Below are 18,152 nucleotides of genomic sequence, written 5' to 3' on the forward strand. Positions count from 1 at the left end.
AGTGTGATGTGCCTCGTATGGTACATGAGAACGTCAGGACAGTCCTCATTCCACCGAAGAAATTGCTTGCCTGACGTTAATTAACCGCGTCTTTCAGCGCCTTACCGGCGCGGAATCCCGGGACTTTGCCCGCAGGAATAGTAATTTCTTTACCGGTTTGCGGGTTGCGTCCGGTACGCTCTGCGCGCTCACGCACGGAAAATGTGCCAAACCCTACCAGCGCCACTTCGTCGCCCGCTTTAAGAGAGTCGGTTACCGCTTCCATAAAAGCATCCAGCACGCGTCCCGCCGCTGCTTTAGAGATATCAGCGTTTGCAGCAATGTTGTCGATCAACTGTGACTTATTCACTCAATCATCCCCTCTTTATTATTTACTTCGCAAACGGGCTTCCCCCCGTTACGAGCACGCATCAATTATCGTTGTTTGTCGAGTCGTAAAAGCAGGGCCTGTTCAGACCTTCACCGGCTTAACAGCCCCCTAAATTAACGGCACAAAAAAAAGCTGGCAAGTACGAATTCGTCTGCCAGCTCTGGATTTAGGGTCTTTTTGTCTTATATCACTATTTCGCCGTGGCAACCTGCATGCCGTATGGGGCATTTTGCAGGGCCAGGGTCAGCACTTCTTCGATACGCTTCACCGGGTGGATATCCAGATCGGCAATTACGTTGTCCGGAATTTCTTCCAGATCGCGCTTGTTTTCATCCGGGATCAGCACGGTTTTGATGCCGCCGCGATGCGCTGCCAGCAGCTTCTCTTTCAGGCCGCCGATAGGCAGAACCTGGCCGCGAAGCGTTATCTCGCCGGTCATCGCCACGTCGGCGCGCACCGGGTTACCGGTCAGACAGGAAACCAGCGCCGTACACATAGCGATACCCGCGCTTGGGCCATCTTTCGGCGTGGCGCCTTCCGGCACGTGCACGTGGATGTCGCGTTTTTCGTAGAAGTCGCCGTTAATGCCCAGCTTCTCTGCACGCGCGCGTACCACGGTCAGTGCCGCCTGGATGGACTCCTGCATCACCTCGCCCAGCGAGCCGGTATAGGTCAGCTTGCCTTTGCCCGGCACGCACGCGGTTTCGATGGTCAGCAGATCGCCGCCCACTTCCGTCCATGCCAAACCCGTAACCTGTCCTACGCGGTTTTCGCTGTCGGCGCGGCCATAGTCGAAACGCTGCACGCCCAGGAAATCCTTCAGGTTATCGGCATTGATTTCGATATGGGTAACGCTCTTATCCATCAGCAGCGTTTTCACTGCTTTACGGCACAGCTTAGACAGCTCACGCTCAAGGCTACGCACGCCCGCTTCACGGGTGTAATAGCGAATGATACCCACGATGGCGCTGTCGTCTACGGTCAGCTCGCTCGCTTTCAGGGCGTTACGCTCAATCTGCTTCGGCAGCAGGTGCTGTTTGGCAATATTAAGCTTTTCGTCCTCGGTATAGCCCGACAGACGGATCACTTCCATACGGTCCAGCAGCGGTGCCGGAATGTTCATGGAGTTAGACGTCGCTACAAACATCACGTCGGAAAGGTCGTAATCGACTTCCAGATAGTGATCGTTAAAAGCGATGTTCTGCTCGGGATCCAATACCTCCAGCAGGGCCGATGCCGGGTCGCCGCGCATGTCCGAGGACATTTTATCGATCTCATCCAGCAGGAACAGCGGGTTCTTCACGCCAACCTTCGCCATTTTCTGGATCAGCTTGCCCGGCATAGAACCAATATAGGTACGACGGTGCCCACGGATTTCCGCTTCGTCGCGCACGCCGCCCAGCGCCATACGGACATATTTACGGCCGGTCGCCTTAGCGATCGACTGGCCCAGCGAGGTTTTACCCACGCCCGGCGGTCCCACCAGGCACAGGATCGGCCCTTTGATTTTGCTGACGCGGCTCTGCACCGCTAAATATTCCAGGATACGGTCTTTCACGCGCTCCAGGCCAAAGTGATCGGTATCCAGCGTTTCCTGCGCCTTCACCAGATCTTTCTTCACCTTGCTGCGCGCGTTCCACGGCACCTGGACCATCCAGTCGATATAGCCGCGCACCACCGTTGCTTCCGCAGACATTGGCGACATCATCTTCAGCTTCTGCAGCTCGGCTTCGGTTTTATCGCGCGCCTCTTTTGGCATTTTCGCCGCGTCGATTTTGCGCTTCAGCGCTTCGTTTTCGTCCGGCGCGTCGTCCATTTCGCCCAGTTCTTTCTGAATCGCCTTCATCTGCTCATTCAGATAGTACTCGCGCTGGCTCTTTTCCATCTGCTTTTTCACGCGGTTACGAATGCGTTTTTCCACCTGCAGCAGATCGATTTCCGACTCCATCATCGCCATCAGATATTCCAGACGTTCATTGACGTCGGACATCTCCAGCACGGACTGTTTGTCGGCCAGCTTCAGCGGCATATGGGCCGCGACGGTATCCGCAAGACGCGCGGCGTCTTCAATGCTGTTCAGCGAGGTCAGCACTTCCGGCGGGATTTTCTTGTTCAGTTTGATATAGCCTTCAAACTGGTTAATCGCCGTGCGGACCAGCACTTCCTGCTCGCGTTCGTCAATTTCAGGCGAAACCAGATATTCCGCCTGAGCCGTAAAATGGTCACCGTTATCGGCGAGCGTAGTGATATGCGCGCGCTGCAGCCCTTCGACCAGCACTTTTACCGTGCCGTCAGGCAGCTTCAGCATCTGTAAAATTGACGCTACGGTCCCTACAGAGAAGAGATCGTTAATGCCAGGTTCATCCGTTGAAGCCTCTTTCTGTGCGACCAGCATGATCTTTTTGTCATGATCCATGGCGGCTTCAAGGCAGCGAATCGATTTTTCACGGCCTACAAACAACGGAATTACCATGTGCGGATAAACCACTACGTCACGCAACGGCAACACAGGGATTTCAATGCGTTCAGAACGCTCAGGATTCATAGAGCTCTCTCTTAGTTTAATTTCCGCCAGGGTGAGGGGAACCGCAATCGTCAGGCATGCAGTTTTACCCACAGGTAGTTGAGTATATGGGGATGAATGTAAGACATTCAACGTTATGTGCGAGAGAAAAGTAAATGGGGGAAAAATTTCCCCCATTTGCGCTAACCGGTTGGAAAGATGTGGTTATTTATTCGCCAGATGCCTGCTGCGCCTCGCCCTTGCCGTAAATCAGCATCGGATCCGATTCGCCCGCGATAACCGACTCGTCGATCACCACTTTTTCCACGTCGTCCATCGACGGCAGGTCGTACATCGTGTCCAGCAGCGCGCCCTCCACGATTGAGCGCAGCCCGCGCGCCCCGGTTTTGCGCGACATCGCCTTGCCCGCTATCGCCTTCAGCGCCTCTTCCCGGAACTCCAGCTCCACCCCTTCCAGGCTGAACAGCGCCTGATACTGCTTGGTCAGCGCGTTCTTCGGCTCGCACAGGATCTGGATCAGCGCTTCCTCGCTCAGCTCGGTCAGCGTCGCCACCACCGGCAGACGACCGATAAACTCCGGGATCAGACCGAACTTAATCAGGTCCTCCGGCTCCACCTGCGCCAGCAGCTCGCCTTCCGTCGCCTTCTCCGCCTTGCCTTTTACCGTCGCGCCAAAGCCGATGCCCGAGCCGGTATCCACGCGCTGCGAGATAACCTTGTCCAGCCCGGCAAACGCGCCGCCGCAGATAAACAGGATTTTCGAGGTGTCCACCTGCAGAAACTCCTGCTGCGGATGCTTGCGCCCGCCCTGCGGCGGCACCGCGGCGACCGTGCCCTCAATCAGCTTCAGCAGCGCCTGCTGCACGCCCTCGCCCGACACGTCGCGCGTGATGGACGGGTTGTCCGACTTGCGGGAAATCTTGTCGATTTCATCGATGTAAACGATGCCGCGCTGCGCTTTCTGCACGTCGTAGTCGCACTTCTGCAGCAGCTTCTGGATGATGTTTTCCACGTCCTCGCCCACGTAGCCCGCTTCGGTCAGCGTGGTGGCGTCGGCCATGGTAAACGGCACGTCCAGCAGGCGCGCCAGCGTTTCCGCCAGCAGCGTCTTGCCGCTGCCGGTCGGGCCAATCAGCAGGATGTTGCTTTTGCCCAGCTCGATGCCGTTGCTGGTGTCGCCGTTGCGCAGGCGCTTGTAGTGGTTGTAGACCGCCACCGCCAGCACCTTCTTCGCCCGCTCCTGGCCGATAACGTAGTCGTCCAGATGCTCGCGGATTTCGTGCGGCGTCGGCAGCGAACTGCGCTCGCGGTGATGGGGCGCAACTTCTTTGATCTCTTCGCGAATAATGTCGTTACATAAATCGACGCATTCGTCGCAGATATAGACTGACGGGCCGGCAATCAGCTTGCGGACTTCATGCTGGCTTTTGCCGCAAAAAGAGCAGTACAGCAGCTTCCCTGAACCGTCTTTGCGCTTATCTGTCATCAGTTAACCTCATGGCTTATCAGCGGCCCTTACAGGCTGTGTTCATTAATGGACCAGATCCTAATATAGCGCATTTCAGGGGCGTTTTGGCAGCAAAACCGGGACGCGCTGCGCCTGTCAGCCGCCGTGATTTTTTATCAGTATCCGGTAAGGCAGCGGTTGCCAGGTGATGAAAAGTAACGGGAACGGCTAATAAGCCGCTGTTTTGGCAGGCAATCATTCAGCGCCGCCACAGTTGATTTAGCTGTTGAATGGATTATGCTAAACTCTTGTCACTTATACAGATCGTTTCCTATGGAGTCTAAATAATGTCTCAGGAGCCAAAGAAAGAGAGCCCGGAAGAGAAATCCTCTCTGGCGCTTAACAAGTTACTGCAAGCCCGATCTGTGATCATTTCTGGCGAAATCGATCAGGCGCTGGCGGAGAAAGTTACCGCCCAGCTGCTGATCCTGCAGGAAATGGGCGATGAGCCGATCAAGCTGTTTATCAACAGTCAGGGCGGCCACGTCGAAGCTGGCGATACCATTCACGATATGATCAAGTTCGTGAAGCCGAAGGTACAGGTTATCGGCACCGGCTGGGTAGCCAGCGCGGGCATCACCATTTTCCTGGCGGCGGAGAAAGAAGATCGCTATACGCTGCCTAATACCCGCTTTATGATCCACCAGCCGCTGGGCGGCGTGCGCGGCAAGGTTTCCGATATCGAAATCGAAGCCAACGAGCTGCTGCGCGCGCGTGACCGTATCAACCGGCTGATCAGCAAAGCAACCGGCCAGCCGCTGGAAAAAGTGGAACAGGATACGGACAGCAACTACTGGATGGGTCCACAGCAGGCGATTGAATACGGCATCGCCAGCCATCTGATCACCCACTGGGACGAGCTGAAAGGTTAATCCCTTTTCCTTCCTTCTGAAGCCTCCTTAACCGGAGGCTGAGGTTGCTGACAAACTCCTGCCCTTTCATTAAGTCGCGTTCGGGCCGGAGAATAACACCAGAGGCAGATCGGAATACGGACACGCCGTAGATCCGTCCGTGGAGGCTCGGTTGGCGCGTCCATGCGCCAAACGGTCCGTTTGTCCGCTCAGCCTCTGCTGCTACGAAGCTGATGTTTCGCTGTAAAAAACCATTTCGTACAGACCCTTTAATTTTCAGCAGCCTGAAGCCTCCTTAACCGGAGGCTTTTTTTATTCTGCCTCACTGCCAAATCATAAGTAAAACTAAGCATTATCCGAATCTCCCGCCCAGGAATATGTACCAGCCATAACTCCGTGTATATTCCTTGCCGTTTATGGTTAAGGAAAAGAAAATGATCCGTAAAGAAATCTACAATCTGCAGATTGTCAGGGGGCTGGCCGCGCTGTGCGTGGTGCTGGAGCATCTCTCACCCCGCGCCGTTGCTCACTTCTTCAGTGCAGGACAGGTTGGCGTATCGATGTTCTTCTTCCTGAGCGGCTATATTATGATGCACACCTTCAGAGAGGATCAGTCAGCGGGCGCCTTTATTAAAAACAGAATAAAAAGGATCTACCCCGCCTACCTCATCCTCTCCATTCCCCTTATCTTATATACGCTCCACAAGACCGGCTCATTAACTTATCTTCTGCATAATCTCTTTCTCATCCCCTGGACGGAGTGGGACAGAGAGGCGTTGCCCTATAACTGGTCGGAATCGATGGCGAATCCGGCGGCCTGGACGCTGGTCTACGAGTTCTATTTTTATCTGCTGCTTTGCGTAGGCAAAACGTTGCTGAATAAAAAAGCCTTTGTTTTCTCCTTTACCACCGTAGCGATGCTCGCCATTCTTATTGCGACCAACATGACCTGGGGTAATGACGGCTATCTGGGCTGGCACGGCGTTACGTTCAAATCCGTGGCGGGCAACCTTGCGCTGCTGTCGTTTATCGTCGGCATGTGCGGACGGCAGCTGGGTTTCCACCACGTGAAAAAAAATCCCGCCGTATTTTTGCTGATCCCTGTCGCTATGCTGCTGCTGTGGCTGATGGCCAGACAGGGCGTAACCAATCTGCAAATCCGCGATCTGCTGGGGTCATGCCTGCCTTCCTGGACCTTTGTGCTGCTGATGGCCAACATGGAGGATTTTAAAGGCTTTGCCTACGATAAACTTCACGCTATCGGCATGTACTCTTATTCGCTCTATCTTTTCCATGCCAACTTTTATACCGCGAAGTGGATTGTCTTTAATAATCTTGCCCGTGTCGGCCTGGACTCTTCCCCGATCAAGGTGGCGGTTCTGCTGCTGTTTATCGCGCTGTCGCTGTTTATTTCAAAACATCTCTACCATTTGATTGAAAGAGGCGGCGCGTGGAAGATGCTGCGGGGCCGTAGCGTCAGAGCAGGCTGAGGGCACGACAGGCAGCAGGCTCCACATCTGGCTTTTCAGGCGGTCAATGGCTGAAGGATCGGGCCGATAAAAAAAGAGAGCCGGAAGGCTCTCTTTTTCAGGGGGGCAGGTCGTACAGAGAACTATTCGCCGGACGCCTGCTGCGCCTCGCCCTTGCCGTAAATCAGCATCGGATCCGATTCGCCCGCGATAACCGACTCGTCGATCACCACTTTTTCCACGTCGTCCATCGACGGCAGGTCGTACATCGTGTCCAGCAGCGCGCCCTCCACGATTGAGCGCAGCCCGCGCGCCCCGGTTTTGCGCGACATCGCCTTGCCCGCTATCGCCTTCAGCGCCTCTTCCCGGAACTCCAGCTCCACCCCTTCCAGGCTGAACAGCGCCTGATACTGCTTGGTCAGCGCGTTCTTCGGCTCGCACAGGATCTGGATCAGCGCTTCCTCGCTCAGCTCGGTCAGCGTCGCCACCACCGGCAGACGACCGATAAACTCCGGGATCAGACCGAACTTAATCAGGTCCTCCGGCTCCACCTGCGCCAGCAGCTCGCCTTCCGTCGCCTTCTCCGCCTTGCCTTTTACCGTCGCGCCAAAGCCGATGCCCGAGCCGGTATCCACGCGCTGCGAGATAACCTTGTCCAGCCCGGCAAACGCGCCGCCGCAGATAAACAGGATTTTCGAGGTGTCCACCTGCAGAAACTCCTGCTGCGGATGCTTGCGCCCGCCCTGCGGCGGCACCGCGGCGACCGTGCCCTCAATCAGCTTCAGCAGCGCCTGCTGCACGCCCTCGCCCGACACGTCGCGCGTGATGGATGGGTTGTCCGACTTGCGGGAAATCTTGTCGATTTCATCGATGTAAACGATGCCGCGCTGCGCTTTCTGCACGTCGTAGTCGCACTTCTGCAGCAGCTTCTGGATGATGTTTTCCACGTCCTCGCCCACGTAGCCCGCTTCGGTCAGCGTGGTGGCGTCGGCCATGGTAAACGGCACGTCCAGCAGGCGCGCCAGCGTTTCCGCCAGCAGCGTCTTGCCGCTGCCGGTCGGGCCAATCAGCAGGATGTTGCTTTTGCCCAGCTCGATGCCGTTGCTGGTGTCGCCGTTGCGCAGGCGCTTGTAGTGGTTGTAGACCGCCACCGCCAGCACCTTCTTCGCCCGCTCCTGGCCGATAACGTAGTCGTCCAGATGCTCGCGGATTTCGTGCGGCGTCGGCAGCGAACTGCGCTCGCGGTGGGGCGCGACTTCTTTGATCTCTTCGCGAATGATGTCGTTACATAAATCGACGCATTCGTCGCAGACATACACTGACGGGCCGGCAATCAGCTTGCGGACTTCATGCTGGCTCTTGCCGCAAAAAGAGCAGTACAGCAGCTTCCCTGAACCGTCTTTGCGCTTATCTGTCATTAACTTGCCCCTCTTGTTTAACGCTGACGGCCCGGGCCGTCAGTCTGCCTTTATGACGGCAGCAATCTCTTTTACCAACCAGCGCCGCTTAACCGCGCTGGTTCAAAATGGCGTCGACCAGACCGTACTCCACCGACTCGCTGGCAGAAAGGAAACGATCGCGCTGGGTGTCGCGCTCGATGGTTTCGACGCTCTGACCGGTATGTTTGGCCATCAGCTCATTCATCATCTGCTTGGTTTTGATAATTTCACGCGCGTGAATATCGATATCCGACGCCTGACCCTGGAAGCCGCCCAGCGGCTGGTGGATCATCACGCGGGAATGCGGCAGGCAGTAGCGTTTGCCTTTCGCGCCGGCGGTCAACAGGAAAGAACCCATTGAACAGGCCTGGCCCATACAGATGGTGCTGACGTCAGGTTTGATAAATTGCATGGTGTCGTAAATAGACATGCCCGCGGTAATTACGCCACCAGGAGAGTTAATATAAAGGTGGATATCTTTTTCCGGGTTTTCTGCTTCCAGAAACAGCATCTGCGCGACGATCAGGTTCGCCATATGATCCTCGACCTGGCCGGTCAGGAAGATAATGCGCTCCTTCAGCAGGCGGGAAAAGATGTCGTAAGAACGCTCTCCGCGAGAAGTTTGTTCAACCACCATTGGCACTAAAGCCATATGAGGTGCTGTTTGTTCACGTTCGCCACTGTATGACATTACCGTCTCCTGGATTTTTCATTTGGCCACACTACCAATTCTACTTGAGAGCGTTCCGGAACACTATGTCCCCAACTTTATTCACCCGAAAGCTATCGGCGATCCTAAAGCCTTACCGTAACTTTACTATCTGGGGATACACCCCCGCTAATTCAAGCATAACAACGTTTTCAGGCGGCTGCTAACCAGGAAAAGTAGCATAGTCGATAATTTGCCGCTTTAATGAGCGAATAAGGCCCATAATGTCACGCCATCCGGCGGATAAAAGAAAAAAGCCCGCGGTCATGATGACCGCGGGCTTTAATTTATCCTGAAAAATCAGACGATCAGGCCGTTTGGGTCTGGTTCATCAGTTCCTGGAAGTTTGTCGCTTTTTCGGTCACTTTGGCTTTTTCCAGCACGGCTTCCACCGCCTGTTCTTCCAGCGCGACGTTGCGCATGTTGTTCATCAGCTCGTTATTTTTGCTGTAGAACTCGATCACTTCAGCCGGATCTTCGTAGGCAGACGCCATCTCTTCGATCAGGGTCTTCACGCGATCTTCATCCGCTTTCAGCTCGTGGCTGCGGATAACTTCGCCCAGCAGCAGGCCAACCACCACGCGGCGCTTAGCCTGCTCTTCGAACAGTTCGCGAGGCAGCTCAAGAGCCTGCTTCTCGTTACCGCCGAAGCGCTGTGCAGCCTGACGCTTCAGCACGTCGATTTCGCTGTCGATCAGGGCAGCCGGCACCTCGATTTCGTTAGCGCTGACCAGGCCGTCGATAGCCTGAGTCTTCACACGGTTACGCACGGCGCCTTTCAGCTCGCGCTCCATGTTTTTACGCACTTCGGTACGCAGACCCGCTACGGAGCCATCTTCCACGCCGAAACGCTTGATGAACTCTTCGGTGAATTCCGGCAGCTCGCGCTCTTCAACTTTCTTCAGCACGATCTCGAACTTCGCCGCTTTCCCTTTCAGGTTTTCAGCGTGGTAGTCTTCCGGGAAGTTCACGTCGATAGTGAAGGTTTCGCCCGCTTTGTGGCCAACCACACCGTCTTCAAAGCCTGGGATCATACGGCCCTGGCCCATCGCCAGTACGAAGTCGGACGCTTTGCCGCCTTCGAACTCTTCGCCGTCTACAGAGCCGGAGAAGTCGATGGTCACGCGATCTTCAGCTTCCGCTGCGCGATCGGTTTCCTTCCAGGTCGCCTGCTGCTTGCGCAGGGTGTCCAGCATGGCATCGACGTCTTCGTCGGTCACGGAAACAACCGGTTTTTCAACTTCGATTGCTTCCAGGCCTTTCAGCTCGACTTCCGGATAGACTTCGAACTCTACGGAGAAAGTGAAGTCTTCGCCGGTTTTGTATTCGCCCGGCACGTAGTTTGGCGCGCCAGCCGGATTGATTTTCTCTTTGATGATCGCATCAACAAAGTTGCGCTGCATCAGATCGCCCAGCACGTCCTGACGAACAGACGCGCCGTAACGCTGTGCAACCACGGTCATCGGCACTTTCCCTTTACGGAAACCGTCGATACGCACTTTTTTCGCTACGCTGACCAGCTCATTTTTCACCGCGTTTTCGATCACATCTTTAGCAACGGTAATCGTAACGCGACGGCCCAGGCCCTGAGTTGTTTCTACTGAAACTTGCATCTTATTACCTCAAAAAATCACGTGCTCGGTCAACTTCAGACTCGCTCTACCCGTCAGGGCAAAGTAAGACTAAGAACCGGGACGGCCTCTGATGTCAGAACCGCATTCCCTGTTGTCAGAAGCGTCCCGAAGACATTCGGAAAAACAGACGCAGCATTATAGCGGCAACGGCAAAGCGAGTCGAGGCTGCAACGCGCCGCCATTTTGTTAAGGTTCACGCTTTTTGCATCTGAAAGGAGTAAAAGAAAGGGTTAACGCGGTTTTTTCGACCAGAAACAACAAAGCGGCCCGCAGGCCGCTTCAGATTTTCAGAGATTGCCTCAGGCCAGCGTACCGGCACCACGACAGTTGGGCGAAGCCGGAACCGTGTCCTGTAACCCTACCCACTCTTTTTCGGTATAGGTATGCAGCGCCAGCGCGTGGACGCTTCCCGCCAGCTCGTCGGCCAGCACGCCATAAATGGCGCGATGCCGCATCAGAAAGCGCTGGTTAAGAAAGCTGTCGCTGACGATAACTATCTTGAAGTGGCTTTCCGCCCCTGCAGGCACATTGTGACGATAGCTTTCGTCATGAACCTCCAGGTGCACGGGTGTAAATGCCGTTCTCAACTTTTCTTCTATTTGTTCGCGGATCATAACCACACTCCTCTACGACCTGATGCGCCCCATCTTATTCAATATTAGCCGGATTTCGCCGCCTGCCGATCCGTTTACGGAAAAATATCCGCCGTTCAGGCGCGCTACTGTGCATTTTCCCGCTGGCGGCTGCAACTGTCCGCGCGCAGAAAGCGCGTCCGACCGCCCGGGTGAAAAGATAAGGTAATGAATTTGCGCGTCGCCGGGGCTTCCTCTTGCTACAGGCAATGTTATGATGACCTCGGTTTTGTCCGGACTACACCCCATAAAATCGAGAACATAAGCATGCTAAAAAAATTATTCTTCCCTCTGCTGGCGGTATTTATGCTGGCCGGCTGCGCCACCAACAGCACCACGCTGAACGTTTCGCCAGTCATCAAATTGCCGCAGCAGGATCCCAGCCTGATGGGCGTCACCGTCAGCATTAACGGTGCCGATCAGCGCAGTGATAAAGCGCTCGCCAAAGTGAACCGCGACGGCCAGCTGGTCACGCTGACGCCGTCCCGCGATCTGCGTTTCCTGCTTCAGGAAGTGCTGGAGAAACAGATGGGCGCGCGCGGCTATATGATCGGCCCGAACGGCGCGGTTGATTTGCAGATCGTGGTGAACAACCTTTATTCAGACGTTACCCAGGGCAACGTGCGCTACAGCATTACCACCAAGGCCGATATCTCTATTATTGCTACCGCAAAAAACGGCAACAAGCAGGTGAAAAACTACCGTCAGACCTACAGCGTCGAAGGCGCGTTTAACGCCACCAACGATAAGATCACCAACGCGGTCAACGCGACGCTGGGCGACGTCATCGACGATATGGCGCAGGACACCAGTATTCACGAGTTTATCAAGCAAAACGCCCGTTAATATAGCCTTGCCCGCCGCGCTGGCGGGCACTGTTTAAGGTTTGTATGCCCAGTCACTATCTGCAAATTTTCACTCGTCGTAACGCCGCCCTTCTGCTCCTGCTCGGTTTCTCTTCCGGTTTGCCGCTGGCGCTGACGTCCGGCACGTTACAGGCCTGGATGGCCGTAGAAAATGTCGATATTAAAACCATCGGCTTTTTTTCGCTGGTTGGGCAGGCGTACGTCTTTAAGTTTCTCTGGTCGCCGCTGATGGACCGCTATACGCCACCGTTTTTAGGACGTCGGCGCGGCTGGCTGTTGGTGACCCAGCTGCTGCTGATCGTCGCTATTGCGCTGATGGGCTTTATGCAGCCGTCACGCGATCTGACGCTGCTCGCCTCGCTGGCGGTGCTGGTCGCCTTCTGTTCCGCCTCGCAGGATATTGTTTTTGACGCCTGGAAAACGGATATCCTGCCTGCCGAAGAGCGCGGCAGCGGCGCGGCAATCAGCGTGTTCGGCTACCGGCTGGCGATGCTGGTTTCCGGCGGGCTGGCGCTCTGGCTGGCCGACCGTTATCTGGGCTGGCAGGCCATCTGGTGGCTGATGGCCGCGATGATGGTGCCGGGCGTGATCGCCACGCTGCTGGCGAAGGAACCGGATGAGGTAATTGTTCAGCCGCGCTCGCTGGAAGAAGCGGTGATTGCGCCGCTGCGCGATTTTTTCACCCGTAATAACGCCTGGCTGATCCTGTCGCTGATTGTCCTTTATAAGCTTGGCGACGCCTTTGCCGCCAGCCTGACCACTATCTTCCTTATTCGCGGCGTGGGCTTTGACGCAGGCGACGTGGGGCTGGTGAACAAAACGCTTGGTCTGTTCGCCACGATTATCGGCGCGCTGTTCGGCGGCGTACTGATGCAGCGGCTGAGCCTTTATCGCGCGCTGATGCTGTTTGGCATCCTACAGGCGCTGTCAAACCTGGCTTACTGGCTGCTGTCGGTGACCGACAAACACCTTTACAGCATGGCGGCGGCCGTCTTTGCAGAGAATCTGTGCGGCGGTATGGGCACGGCGGCCTTTGTGGCGCTGCTGATGACGCTGTGCAACAAGTCGTTTTCCGCCACGCAGTTCGCGCTGCTTTCTGCCCTGTCCGCCGTCGGTCGCGTCTATGTCGGGCCGGTCGCGGGCTGGTTTGTGGCAGGCTGGGGCTGGCCCGCGTTTTACGCCTTTTCCGTCGCGGCGGCGCTGCCGGGGCTGGTGTTGCTGGCGGGCTGTAAGCGCACGCTGGACAGGGCAGAGAAAACGCGCGACTTCGCTCCCCGCGATCGTTGGCCACATGCCTACCGCTGGGCTATCCGTCTGCTGCTGTTGGGCTGCGCGCTGGCGGGGATTGCGCTGGCGCTGCTGGCACTGGATGCCCTGGGCGTGGCGCATATCGACCATTTACTCGCAACGCTGTTTGGCGGCGCGGCGCTGCTGGGGTTGGCGGGCGTGATGCTGGGTTCGCTGCTCGATTATCTGGCGCAGCGCAGCGCGCAGGACTAAGGTCATTTGCCGTCCGGCAATCGGACGGCGGTTCCCGTTGTCACCCGTCTGGCCGGGCCGGGCTTCACTCATTGATGTGCGTTTGCCATTGTCAACAACAATTGATAACCAGAGTGAATAGTGTGATAAACCTCACGTAACAAGCTCGTTCACCCGAGAAAGCGGATGCAGACCACCCCGGATTTAAGGCAAACTCAGTGCCGTCTGATTACATCGGGTTAGCATTGAAGAAGCCGGAATACATTAGCAGCGCTGTTCTGTGCACCCTTAACGGCTATTATTTATTGCCCATAGCAGAAAATAAGCTAACAGCAACGTAACAAACGCCCTTTTTTTTCGCTGTAAATAGCGTCAGTGGTGTAGGTAATTTAATCATTTTTTAACAATTCCACCGCTGCGCTTATTTTGCCTCGTCCGTTATTTCCTAAAGATTCTCGTCTTTACATTTACAATAAAACGAGAAAACACAACCGCTGCGAAACTATTTTTGTTTATTTGACATAGATCAAATGCTACGGCTATGTTAAATAATTGAGTACCAATTTCGCTGTTTATAGCGACCCTGATTTCTGAAGGGGATTTTCCATCTGTTTTTGTTATATCACCCCCAAAGCCCTGCTATTATTCATATTTTGTCACCCTCCGAAACATGTGTGACAGTGTTTGCAAAAGGTGTCAACACCTCGCTGACACAAGCTGTTGCTGGTTTACAGTACTGAAACGTTCCCGTAAAATGCCGCCACACTTAAACGACAATAGAGCCCTTGTCATTGAGGTCGTTAAATGAGACTCAGGAAATACAATAAAAGTTTGGGGATTCTGTCATTAATCGCAGGCACTGTATTGTTAAGTGGCTGTGATAGTGCATTGTTGAGTCCCAAAGGACAGGTTGCAATGGAGCAACGTTCGCTGATACTGACAGCCTTCGGCTTGATGATGATCGTCGTTATTCCCGCAGTCCTGATGGCCGTGGTGTTCGCCTGGAAATATCGGGCATCGAATACCGAAGCAAAATACAGTCCAAACTGGTCACACTCGAATAAAGTGGAAGCCGTGGTATGGACTGTGCCCATCCTTATCATTCTCTTCCTTGGCGTCCTGACGTGGAAATCAACCCACGCGCTGGAACCAAGCAAACCGTTGGCTTCCAATGTGAAACCCATTGAGATTGATGTGGTGGCGCTGGACTGGAAATGGCTGTTTATCTACCCTGAACAGGGTATTGCAACCGTTAACCAGATTGCTTTCCCGGCCAACACGCCAGTGACCTTTAAGATCACTTCGAACTCCGTGATGAACTCCTTCTTCATTCCTACCCTCGGTAGCCAGATTTACGCTATGGCGGGTATGCAGACTCAGCTGAACCTGATCGCGAATGAGGCCGGCACGTTTGACGGTATCTCCTCTAACTTCAGCGGTCGCGGCTTCTCCGGCATGAAGTTCAAAGCTATCGCCACACCTGATAATGCAGCATTCGATCAGTGGGTAGCGAAAGCGAAAGAGTCTTCTAACCAGCTGATGACCATGGATGATTTCGAGAAACTGGCTGCGCCAAGCGAAAACCATCCGGTGGAGTTCTTCTCTACGGCGAATCCTGATTTGTTCAAGCAGGTTATTGGCAAATTCAAGATGAACCACGGGAATATGGCTATGTCCTCTGAGCATGAAGGCATGGACATGAACGACGCCTCTCACGCGGGAGCCGAGGAATAATACGATGTTGGGAAAATTAACCCTTGATGCTGTTCCGTACCATGAGCCGATTATCATGGTTACGGTTGCCGCCATCATTCTTGGTGGTCTGGCTGTTGCTGGAGCAATCACTTACTTCGGTAAGTGGCAATACCTGTGGACTGAATGGCTGACGTCAGTCGACCATAAAAAACTGGGTATCATGTATATCATCGTGGCTTTCGTCATGTTGCTGCGCGGCTTTGCCGATGCGGTCATGATGCGTAGCCAGCAGGTGATGGCCTCGATGGGCGATCCAGGCTTCCTGCCGCCTCATCACTACGACCAGATCTTCACCGCTCACGGCGTGATCATGATCTTCTTCGTAGCAATGCCGTTCGTTATCGGTCTGATGAACATTGCTGTTCCTTTGCAGATCGGCGCGCGCGACGTGGCCTTCCCGTTCCTGAACAACCTGAGCTTCTGGTTCACGGCTGTGGGCGTGGTGCTGGTTAACCTGTCACTGGGTGTGGGCGAGTTTGCTCAGACCGGCTGGCTGGCTTATCCACCGCTTTCCGGCGCGGAATACAGTCCGGGGGTCGGGGTCGACTACTGGATCTGGAGTCTGCAGCTCTCCGGTATCGGGACGACATTAACAGGTATTAACTTCTTCGTTACTATCCTGAGAATGCGCGCTCCGGGCATGACCATGTTCAAAATGCCTGTGTTTACCTGGGCATCCCTGTGTACTAACGTACTGATCATCGTCTCCTTCCCGGTTCTGACCGTGACGCTGGCGCTGCTGACCCTTGACCGTTATCTGGGCTTCCATTTCTTTACCAACGAAATGGGCGGCAACATGATGATGTACGTCAACCTGATTTGGGTCTGGGGACATCCGGAAGTTTATATCCTGGTTCTGCCTGTCTTCGGCGTGTTCTCCGAAGTGGTTGCAACCTTCTCGAAAAAACGCCTGTTTGGTTACACCTCGCTGGTTTGGGCAACGGTTGTTATCACCGTCCTTTCCTTCATCGTGTGGCTGCACCACTTCTTTACGATGGGTGCCGGTGCGAACGTTAACGCCTTCTTCGGTATCATGACGATGATTATCGCCATCCCGACCGGTGTTAAGATCTTCAACTGGCTGTTCACCATGTACCAGGGCCGCATTCAGATGCACTCTGCCATGCTGTGGACCGTAGGCTTCCTGGTCACCTTCTCTGTAGGTGGTATGACCGGTGTTCTGCTGGCGGTGCCGGGTGCTGACTTCGTTCTGCACAACAGTCTGTTCCTGATTGCCCACTTCCATAACGTTATTATCGGTGGTGTGGTATTCGGTTGCTTTGCTGGCGTGACTTACTGGTTCCCGAAAGCGTTCGGCTTCTGCCTGAACGAAAAATGGGGTATCCGCGCCTTCTGGTTCTGGATCATTGGTTTCTTTGTTGCCTTTATGCCGCTGTACGCGCTGGGCTTCATGGGTATGACCCGTCGTCTGAGCCAGAATATCGATCCTCAGTTCCACACTCTGCTGGTGGTTGCGGCAGTCGGTGCTGCGCTGATCGCTTGTGGCGTCCTGTGCCAGCTTACCCAGTTCTGGGTATCTGTACGTGACCGCGAGCAGCTGCGCGACCTGACCGGTGACCCGTGGGGCGGTCGTACGCTGGAGTGGGCAACCTCTTCACCACCACCGTTCTACAACTTTGCTGAAGTGCCTGTTATCCACGAGCGCGATGCGTTCTGGGAAATGAAAGAGAAAGGCGAAGCGTACAAACGTCCTGCTAAGTATGAAGAGATCCACATGCCGAAAAACAGCGGCGCGGGTCTGGTCATCGGTCTGTTCAGCATGGTGTTTGGTTTTGCCGCTATCTGGCACATCTGGTGGCTGGCTGGTCTCACCTTCCTCGGCATGATCCTTACCTGGATTATCAAGAGCTTCGACGATGACGTGGATTACTACGTTCCCGTTGCCGAGATCGAAAAAATCGAGAATCAGCACTTTGACGAAATTAGCAAAGCAGGTCTGAAAAATGTCAACTGAAACTCTGACTAAGCACCACGACGCCCATGCGGAGCATGGGCATCACGATGCGGGAGCCAATAAGCTGTTTGGCTTCTGGATCTACCTGATGAGCGACTGCATCATCTTCGCCACGCTGTTCGCGACCTATGCTGTTATGGTCAACAACACCGCTGGCGGCCCGTCAGGGAAAGATATTTTTGAATTACCGTTTGTTCTGGTTGAAACCGCCCTGCTGCTGTTCAGCTCCATTACCTACGGCTTTGCCGTTATCAGCATGGAAAAAGGGACTAAGTCTGCCGTTCTCGGCTGGCTGGGCCTGACCTTCCTGTTTGGTCTTGGCTTTATCGGGATGGAAATCTATGAGTTCCATCACCTGATTACCGAAGGCTTTGGTCCGCAGCGCAGCGGCTTCCTGTCGGCGTTCTTCACGCTGGTAGGTACGCACGGTCTGCACGTGACGTCAGGTCTGATCTGGATGCTGGTGCTGATGTATCAGGTTGCCACTAAGGGCCTGACCTCCACCAACCACACCCGCGTGATGTGCCTGAGCATGTTCTGGCACTTCCTGGACGTTGTCTGGATCTGCGTATTTACCATTGTTTATCTGCTGGGGGCCATGTAATGAGCAAGACATTAAGCGATCATGGTACCTCTCACGGTAACGTGAAGACTTATATGATCGGCTTTATTCTGTCGATCATTCTGACTGCGATTCCATTCTGGATCGTCATGGAAGGTGGCGCGTCTAAAACGACGATGCTGGCCGTGGTGGTAATTGCAGCCGTGGTACAGGTGCTGGTGCATCTTTATTACTTCCTGCACCTCAGCACGTCTACCGATCAGCGTTGGAATCTGGTGGCGATAGTGTTTTCCGCCGTCATCATTCTGATTGTCGTAGTGGGCTCTATATGGATTATGTGGAACCTCAATTACAACATGATGGTCCGTTAAAGAGTCGCC

At 54.7% G+C, this 18,152-nt stretch carries 15 protein-coding genes; 8 read left to right on the forward strand and 7 right to left on the reverse strand.

The features are described 5' to 3' along the window. Window positions 1–76: 76 nt before the first annotated feature. From hupB to clpX (QZH36_RS07215), 3 genes are all read right to left on the reverse strand, one after another. A complete protein-coding gene (hupB, locus tag QZH36_RS07205; RefSeq protein WP_125288435.1) occupies window positions 77–349 on the reverse strand; it encodes a nucleoid-associated protein HU-beta in 273 nt (90 codons plus the stop codon). A gap of 211 nt (window positions 350–560) precedes the next feature. Next, the gene (gene lon, locus QZH36_RS07210; RefSeq protein ID WP_125288434.1) at window positions 561–2,915 is read right to left on the reverse strand and encodes an endopeptidase La; all 2,355 of its coding nucleotides are present in this window, start codon (window positions 2,913–2,915) and stop codon (window positions 561–563) included. A 187-nt stretch (window positions 2,916–3,102) separates the two neighbouring features. Continuing rightward, window positions 3,103–4,380, reverse strand: a complete 1,278-nt coding sequence (gene clpX / locus QZH36_RS07215) for an ATP-dependent protease ATP-binding subunit ClpX (protein WP_253455047.1) — start codon at window positions 4,378–4,380, stop codon at window positions 3,103–3,105. Window positions 4,381–4,688: 308 nt separating this feature from the next. Between clpX (QZH36_RS07215) and QZH36_RS07220 the strand changes: the two genes are divergently transcribed. Continuing rightward, the gene (locus QZH36_RS07220) at window positions 4,689–5,273 is read left to right on the forward strand and encodes an ATP-dependent Clp protease proteolytic subunit (protein ID WP_253455049.1); all 585 of its coding nucleotides are present in this window, start codon (window positions 4,689–4,691) and stop codon (window positions 5,271–5,273) included. A gap of 413 nt (window positions 5,274–5,686) precedes the next feature. Then, window positions 5,687–6,742: an acyltransferase family protein gene (locus tag QZH36_RS07225; RefSeq protein ID WP_253455050.1), complete on the forward strand. Its 1,056-nt coding sequence runs from the start codon at window positions 5,687–5,689 to the stop codon at window positions 6,740–6,742. Window positions 6,743–6,864: 122 nt separating this feature from the next. On the opposite strand, the gene clpX (QZH36_RS07230) is transcribed toward QZH36_RS07225, so the two are convergent. From clpX (QZH36_RS07230) to bolA, 4 genes are all read right to left on the reverse strand, one after another. After that, complete coding sequence (gene clpX / locus QZH36_RS07230) at window positions 6,865–8,139, reverse strand: ATP-dependent protease ATP-binding subunit ClpX (RefSeq protein ID WP_253455051.1); 1,275 nt, start codon at window positions 8,137–8,139, stop codon at window positions 6,865–6,867. Window positions 8,140–8,227: 88 nt separating this feature from the next. After that, window positions 8,228–8,851, reverse strand: coding sequence for an ATP-dependent Clp endopeptidase proteolytic subunit ClpP (gene clpP / locus QZH36_RS07235; RefSeq protein ID WP_125288429.1), 624 nt, complete (start codon window positions 8,849–8,851; stop codon window positions 8,228–8,230). 326 nt (window positions 8,852–9,177) lie between these two features. Further along, entirely contained in the window at window positions 9,178–10,482 is a 1,305-nt protein-coding gene (gene tig / locus QZH36_RS07240; RefSeq protein WP_301729886.1) for a trigger factor, read from the reverse strand. 320 nt (window positions 10,483–10,802) lie between these two features. Beyond that, window positions 10,803–11,117 (reverse strand): transcriptional regulator BolA, encoded by a 315-nt coding sequence (bolA, locus tag QZH36_RS07245; RefSeq protein WP_253455054.1) that lies wholly within the window; start codon window positions 11,115–11,117, stop codon window positions 10,803–10,805. Window positions 11,118–11,402: 285 nt separating this feature from the next. On the opposite strand from bolA, the gene QZH36_RS07250 reads away from it, so the two are divergent. The 6 genes from QZH36_RS07250 (at window position 11,403) to QZH36_RS07275 (ending at window position 18,143) form a co-directional block, all read left to right on the forward strand. Next, window positions 11,403–11,981 (forward strand): lipoprotein, encoded by a 579-nt coding sequence (locus tag QZH36_RS07250; protein WP_253455055.1) that lies wholly within the window; start codon window positions 11,403–11,405, stop codon window positions 11,979–11,981. A 44-nt stretch (window positions 11,982–12,025) separates the two neighbouring features. Continuing rightward, window positions 12,026–13,501: a muropeptide MFS transporter AmpG gene (ampG, locus tag QZH36_RS07255; RefSeq protein WP_301729887.1), complete on the forward strand. Its 1,476-nt coding sequence runs from the start codon at window positions 12,026–12,028 to the stop codon at window positions 13,499–13,501. 783 nt (window positions 13,502–14,284) lie between these two features. After that, the gene (gene cyoA, locus QZH36_RS07260) at window positions 14,285–15,214 is read left to right on the forward strand and encodes a cytochrome o ubiquinol oxidase subunit II (protein WP_125288424.1); all 930 of its coding nucleotides are present in this window, start codon (window positions 14,285–14,287) and stop codon (window positions 15,212–15,214) included. A gap of 4 nt (window positions 15,215–15,218) precedes the next feature. Further along, window positions 15,219–17,210 carry a cytochrome o ubiquinol oxidase subunit I gene (cyoB, locus tag QZH36_RS07265; RefSeq protein ID WP_253455059.1) on the forward strand — a complete coding sequence of 664 codons (1,992 nt, stop codon included), beginning with the start codon at window positions 15,219–15,221 and terminating at the stop codon, window positions 17,208–17,210. Further along, a complete protein-coding gene (locus tag QZH36_RS07270) occupies window positions 17,200–17,814 on the forward strand; it encodes a cytochrome o ubiquinol oxidase subunit III (protein ID WP_253455061.1) in 615 nt (204 codons plus the stop codon). Before cyoB ends, QZH36_RS07270 begins: the two co-directional genes overlap by 11 nt. Then, window positions 17,814–18,143, forward strand: coding sequence for a cytochrome o ubiquinol oxidase subunit IV (locus tag QZH36_RS07275; protein WP_125288421.1), 330 nt, complete (start codon window positions 17,814–17,816; stop codon window positions 18,141–18,143). Before QZH36_RS07270 ends, QZH36_RS07275 begins: the two co-directional genes overlap by 1 nt. Window positions 18,144–18,152: the final 9 nt, after the last annotated feature.

It is taken from the genome of Erwinia wuhanensis, assembly GCF_030484085.1.
Lineage (GTDB): Bacteria > Pseudomonadota > Gammaproteobacteria > Enterobacterales > Enterobacteriaceae > Erwinia > Erwinia aeris.

Excerpts from the sequence above, each read along its gene's own strand:
- ampG (WP_301729887.1), top strand. The coding sequence starts at position 12,026 with ATGCCCAGTCACTATCTGCAAATTTTCACTCGTCGTAACGCCGCCCTT.
- QZH36_RS07220 (WP_253455049.1), top strand. The coding sequence starts at position 4,689 with ATGTCTCAGGAGCCAAAGAAAGAGAGCCCGGAAGAGAAATCCTCTCTG.
- clpX (WP_253455051.1), bottom strand. The coding sequence starts at position 8,139 with ATGACAGATAAGCGCAAAGACGGTTCAGGGAAGCTGCTGTACTGCTCT.
- tig (WP_301729886.1), bottom strand. The coding sequence starts at position 10,482 with ATGCAAGTTTCAGTAGAAACAACTCAGGGCCTGGGCCGTCGCGTTACG.
- QZH36_RS07270 (WP_253455061.1), top strand. The coding sequence starts at position 17,200 with ATGTCAACTGAAACTCTGACTAAGCACCACGACGCCCATGCGGAGCAT.
- clpP (WP_125288429.1), bottom strand. The coding sequence starts at position 8,851 with ATGTCATACAGTGGCGAACGTGAACAAACAGCACCTCATATGGCTTTA.
- bolA (WP_253455054.1), bottom strand. The coding sequence starts at position 11,117 with ATGATCCGCGAACAAATAGAAGAAAAGTTGAGAACGGCATTTACACCC.
- cyoA (WP_125288424.1), top strand. The coding sequence starts at position 14,285 with ATGAGACTCAGGAAATACAATAAAAGTTTGGGGATTCTGTCATTAATC.
- QZH36_RS07225 (WP_253455050.1), top strand. The coding sequence starts at position 5,687 with ATGATCCGTAAAGAAATCTACAATCTGCAGATTGTCAGGGGGCTGGCC.
- cyoB (WP_253455059.1), top strand. The coding sequence starts at position 15,219 with ATGTTGGGAAAATTAACCCTTGATGCTGTTCCGTACCATGAGCCGATT.
- clpX (WP_253455047.1), bottom strand. The coding sequence starts at position 4,380 with ATGACAGATAAGCGCAAAGACGGTTCAGGGAAGCTGCTGTACTGCTCT.
- lon (WP_125288434.1), bottom strand. The coding sequence starts at position 2,915 with ATGAATCCTGAGCGTTCTGAACGCATTGAAATCCCTGTGTTGCCGTTG.
- QZH36_RS07275 (WP_125288421.1), top strand. The coding sequence starts at position 17,814 with ATGAGCAAGACATTAAGCGATCATGGTACCTCTCACGGTAACGTGAAG.
- QZH36_RS07250 (WP_253455055.1), top strand. The coding sequence starts at position 11,403 with ATGCTAAAAAAATTATTCTTCCCTCTGCTGGCGGTATTTATGCTGGCC.